The 4802-nt window shown below is 63.1% G+C and carries 6 protein-coding genes; 5 read left to right on the top strand and 1 reads right to left on the bottom strand.

Annotated elements, in window-relative coordinates; genetic code table 11:
• Positions 1-262 precede the first annotated feature (262 nt).
• The 4 genes from V3572_RS06770 to V3572_RS06755 all read left to right on the top strand — a co-directional run bounded on the left by V3572_RS06770 (position 263) and on the right by V3572_RS06755 (position 1575).
• On the top strand, positions 263-604 hold the full coding sequence (locus tag V3572_RS06770; protein WP_332110224.1) for a type II toxin-antitoxin system RelE/ParE family toxin: 342 nt from the start codon (positions 263-265) through the stop codon (positions 602-604).
• A complete protein-coding gene (locus V3572_RS06765) occupies positions 585-908 on the top strand; it encodes a helix-turn-helix domain-containing protein (RefSeq protein ID WP_332110223.1) in 324 nt (107 codons plus the stop codon). The genes V3572_RS06770 and V3572_RS06765 overlap by 20 nt, the downstream gene beginning before the upstream one ends.
• Before the next feature lie 147 nt (positions 909-1055).
• Positions 1056-1301: a CopG family ribbon-helix-helix protein gene (locus V3572_RS06760; protein ID WP_332110222.1), complete on the top strand. Its 246-nt coding sequence runs from the start codon at positions 1056-1058 to the stop codon at positions 1299-1301.
• On the top strand, positions 1291-1575 hold the full coding sequence (locus V3572_RS06755) for a type II toxin-antitoxin system RelE/ParE family toxin (RefSeq protein WP_332110221.1): 285 nt from the start codon (positions 1291-1293) through the stop codon (positions 1573-1575). The genes V3572_RS06760 and V3572_RS06755 overlap by 11 nt, the downstream gene beginning before the upstream one ends.
• A 125-nt stretch (positions 1576-1700) precedes the next feature.
• Here V3572_RS06755 and V3572_RS06750 read toward each other — a convergent pair whose 3' ends face one another.
• Complete coding sequence (locus tag V3572_RS06750; RefSeq protein ID WP_332110220.1) at positions 1701-4178, bottom strand: glycogen/starch/alpha-glucan phosphorylase; 2478 nt, start codon at positions 4176-4178, stop codon at positions 1701-1703.
• A 192-nt stretch (positions 4179-4370) separates the two neighbouring features.
• On the opposite strand from V3572_RS06750, the gene V3572_RS06745 reads away from it, so the two are divergent.
• Positions 4371-4571 carry a hypothetical protein gene (locus V3572_RS06745; RefSeq protein WP_332110219.1) on the top strand — a complete coding sequence of 67 codons (201 nt, stop codon included), beginning with the start codon at positions 4371-4373 and terminating at the stop codon, positions 4569-4571.
• Positions 4572-4802: the final 231 nt, after the last annotated feature.

Genomic DNA, 4802 nt, shown 5'->3' with positions numbered 1-4802 from the left:
TGTTTAGAGGTAAAAAATATCAAAACGGCGCCAAGCTCATCCCGGCCGCCCCGGCCGCCCCGGCCGCGCCCACGACGCAACCGTCTCCAACGGCCCCGGCCATGCCCGCCCCTCCGGCCGCGCCTGCGCCGTAGGCCTCTTCCCTTTTTCGCGCCTGCCCAGGCCCCGCTGGTGGCGACGGGGCCTGAACCGGATTTTGGGACAGCCGAAAATGGCGTCTCTTTTGGTTGTCAAAATATAAAATATCGCTTATATTTTCCCCATGGCGTGGAGCGTTGAATATCTTGATGACCGTGTCCGGCGGGAGATCGCCACGTTGCCAAGCGACATTCGCGCCAAGCTCGCCAGGGTTGCGGGCATGATTGAGGCCTATGGGCTTTCGCGCGTTGGAATGCCGTACGTCCGCCATGTCGAGGGAAAGCTCTGGGAAATCCGGGTGAGGGGACAAGACGGGATTGCCCGGGTTTTTTATGTTGCGGCCACGCCGCAGCGGGTCATTCTCTTGCACGCCTTCGTGAAAAAAACGCAAAAAACGCCGCGATGCGAGATTGAAAAGGCTTTGCAAGCCGCTCTGGAGGTGCAGGATGGGAAAGCGTCTCCTTGACGATCATGAAAAATGGATGATGACCGATCCGGACTATCGGCGAGAATACGAGGACCTGGAACCTGAATTCGTCGTGGCTGGGGCGCTTGTACAGGCCCGCCTGGAGGCCGGGATGACACAGGAGGATGTGGCCGCCGCCCTGGGCGTGAAGCAGCCCGCCGTGGCCCGGATCGAGTCCGGAAAAAACGTCTCCCTCAGAACCCTTGAACGCTACGCCAGGGCCGTGGGCCGCAAGGTCGCCATTACCTTGATTCCTGCCTCACAGGGCAGCGAAGGGCAACCGCCTTTCCCGCAGCGGACATAGCCCTCCCGGCCCTTCCCTTTTCCGCGCATGCCAAGGCCCCGCCGATGGCGCGAGGGCTGCGCCTTTTGGCGGACACGCTTCGTGGGCTTGCCGTCTGCATCCCGAAAGGGTATTCTTTTGCATACAATGTATGTAGGGAGAATACCGATGGCCAACCTACCGACAACGGTTCGCATGGACGAGGACATGGTGGCGCGCCTGGACGGTCTGGCCCGGGCCAGCGGCCGCAGCCGGGCCTGGATCATCAAGGACGCCCTGTCCCGGTATCTGGACTATGAAGTCTGGTTCGCCCGGGAAGTGGAGAAGGGGCGGATGGACGCGGCGCAAGGCCGCACCCTGTCTCACGACGAGGTGAAGGACCGGATGCGCCGCCGGGGAATCCATGTCGATTGAATGGACCGTGCTGGCAGCGGGCGACCTGGACGGCGTGATGGAGTATGTCGGCCGCGACGACTGGCCCACGGCCGAGCGTGTGGGCCGGGAGATCGTGGCCGCCGTCAGCCGTCTGGCAGCCTTCCCCGGCCTGGGGCGGCCTGGTCGGGTGGAGGGGACGCGCGAACTCATCGTGCCGGATATCCCCTACATCGTGGTCTACGAGGTGCGGGGCGACCGGGTGTGCGTCCTGCGCCTTTTGCACGCCGCCCAGGCATATCCGCCGCAGCAGTAAGCACAGGTCATGAAGAGGGGGGCGGGCCTTTGTCCGTGTCTCCCCCCTCCTTCAAGGGCAAAGGCCCCGTCGTCGCCAGCGGGGCCTTTGTCATTATGGGAGGGGGCTGCGCCGCAGCCGGGACATCAGAGGACGGCGCCGGGCGGCACGGGGTGGATGTTCCAGATGTCCCGGGCGTACTGGGCGATGGTCCGGTCGCTGGAGAAGACCCCCATGCGGGCGGTATTGAGGATGGACTTGGCGGTCCAGGCCCGCTTGTCGGCGTAGTCCCGGAACATGTCGTCCTTGGCCCGCACGTAGGCCATGAAATCCGCCAGGTGCAGGTAGCGTTCGTTGGGGGACAAAAGCTTGTCGTGCAGCCAGTGGAAGGCCCCGGGGTCGAGTGGGGTGAAGCGCCCGGCGGACAGGGCGTCGAGCACCCGGCGAATCTCGGGGTGGGCGGCGTGGAAGTCCCAGGGGTTGTAGGCCCCGCGCGACAGCAAGTCCTCCACCTCGGGGGTGGTCAGGCCGAAGAGGTAGAAGTTTTCCGGGCCCACGGCCTGGCGGATCTCGATGTTGGCCCCGTCGAGGGTGCCCACGGTCAACGCGCCGTTTAAGGAAAACTTCATGTTGCCGGTGCCCGAGGCCTCGGTCCCGGCCGTGGAGATCTGTTCGCTGATGTCGGCGGCGGGCACCAGCTTTTCGGCCACGGACACCCGGTAGTCGGCGGCAAATACCACCTTGAGCAGGTCCGCCACGCGCTTGTCGCGGTTGATGGTCTGGCCCACGGCCAAAATCAGCCGAATGATCTCCTTGGCCTCGAAATAGCCCGGCGCGGCCTTTCCGGCGAACACGTAGACCGCAGGCGACGGGGGAACGATCCCGTCCTCCACGATGCGCAGGTATTGCAGGATGATGCCCATGAGGTTCAAAAGCTGCCGCTTGTATTCGTGGATGCGCTTGGCCTGGATGTCGAAGGCGGCGTCGGGGGACACGGTGATGCCGGTGGTGGAGACGATGTAGTGGGCCAAAAGCTCCTTGTTGCCGCGCTTGATCTTGGCCACGGCGTCGGCGAAGGCCGGGTCGCCTGCCAGAGGCTCAAGGCCCCGCAACTGGTCCAGATCGGCGATCCAGCCCTCGCCCAGGGCGTCGGTGATCAGCGAGGCCAGGGAGGGGTTGCATTTGTACAGCCACCGCCTGGGGGTGATCCCGTTGGTCTTGTTGTTGAATTTTTTCGGCCACAGGTCGTGGTAGTCGGGGAAAAGCCGCGTCTTGACCAGCTCCGAGTGCAGGGCCGACACCCCGTTGACCGAATGCGAACCCACCACGGCCAGATTGGCCATGCGCACCTGCTTGACCGGCGTCTCCTCAATGACCGACATGCGGCGCAGACGGCCCACGTCGCCGGGAAAGTTCAATTCCACCTGCTGCAAAAAGCGCCGGTTGATCTCGTAGATGATCTGAAGATGGCGGGGCAGCACCTTCTGCATGAGCTCCACGGGCCACATCTCCAGGGATTCGGGCATCAGCGTGTGGTTGGTGAAGGCCAGGGTCCGGTTGGTCAGCTCCCAGGCCCGCTCCCAGGGCAGGCGGCGTTCGTCCACGAACACCCGCATGAGCTCGGCCACGGACAGGGCCGGATGGGTGTCGTTGAGCTGGATGGCCACATAGTTTGGAAAGTCCTCGATATTTCTGTTCTGCTTGAGAAAACGCCGGGTGATGTCGCGGATGGAGCAGAACACCAGAAAGTATTCCTGGACCAGCCGCAATTCGCGCCCGAAGGAGATGGACTCGCTGGGATACAGGATCTTGGAGACCAGTTCGGAGTAGACCTTTTGATGGATGGATTTGATGTAGTCGCCCTGGTCGAAGATCTGCATGTCGAAGCTCTCCGAGGCCTTGGCCGCGAAAAGCCGCAAAAGGACGACGGTCTGGCCGCCGAATCCGACGATGGGGACGTCGTAGGGCACGCCTACGATGTCCTCCCAGTCCACCCAGGTGGGCATAAAGGAGCCGTCGGGGAAAGAGTGGTCCTCCACCCGGCCGTACATGGGCACCAAAACGGCCTGATCCCGGCGTTCCAGTTGCAGGGGCATGCCGTCGGCCATCCAGTAGTCGGGCTTTTCCACCTGCCGCCCCTTCTCGATGACCTGTTTGAACAGTCCGTATTCGTAATGGATGCCGTAGCCGTGGCCGGGCAGATGCATGGTGGCCAGGGAGTCCAGGAAACAGGCGGCCAGGCGTCCCAGGCCCCCGTTGCCCAGGGCCGGGTCGCGTTCCAGTTCGCGCATTTCATCGATGCCCACGCCAAGATCGGACAGGATCTTGTCGATATGCTCATCCAGGCGCATGTTGCAGACGTTGTTGCCGATGCAGCGGCCCAGCAGATATTCGATGGACAGGTAATACATGCGCTTGGCCCCGGCGGCCCGGAAGCGGGCCCGGGTCTCAAACATCCGGTCCACCAGGCGGTCGCGCAGGGAGAGGGCCAGGGAGCTGGCCAGGCTGCGCGGCGCGCGTTCCTCGTAGGTCTTGCCCAGGGAATGGGCCAGATGGTCGAGGATGGAGCCTTTGAGGGCTTTTTCCGTTGAGTCCTTTTGCGTGTGGCGCAGTCTGGGGGGCATGCGACCTCCGGGAGGAAAGAGTGCGAGGGGGGACGTTACTGACAGATGGTAGCAAAATGGCGCCGGGATTGTCCATTTTCCCGCCCCCGGGATTTTGGCGACTTTTTTTTCGCCGCCCTAAAGAACCGGGATCGATAAACCGATGAAGAGAGGCAAGTCAGCGTCATTCCCCGTCGCCGGGAGGGAGAGCCTATGGATATTGGAAGCGCACAGGGAACGGCCTCCATGGCCGCGTCCATGCAGAAAGACACCTTTGGGGCCCAACTCGTGACCAAGACTCTGGATTACATGAACCAGAGCCAAAATTCGGGCACGACCAACGCGGATTACGACTTTCAGACCAAGGTGCTGTCGGCGGCCGGCATCGGTGGCAACCTCAACATCAACGTGTAGCGCACGCGGGGAATGACGCCCCTTTTCGGAAGGCGGCCAGGGCCCGGGACCGGGGATTCGGTCACGGTCCCCGGCCGCCTTCGTCGTTTGCCTGGCGTATTGCCTGGCCGCACCGCCGCGTCTTGCCATCCCCGGAAATATGGGCCATGCCCCGAGGCAAGAGGAGCCGGACATGACCTCTCGCCATATCGTGCATGTGGACATGGACGCCTATTTCGCCTCGGTGGAGCA

Origin of the sequence: Desulfolutivibrio sp. (assembly GCF_036584575.1) — a bacterium.
Lineage (GTDB): Bacteria > Desulfobacterota > Desulfovibrionia > Desulfovibrionales > Desulfovibrionaceae > Desulfolutivibrio.
Note: the sequence above shows the minus strand (reverse complement) of the source record. Positions and strands in the feature narration are given on the sequence as shown.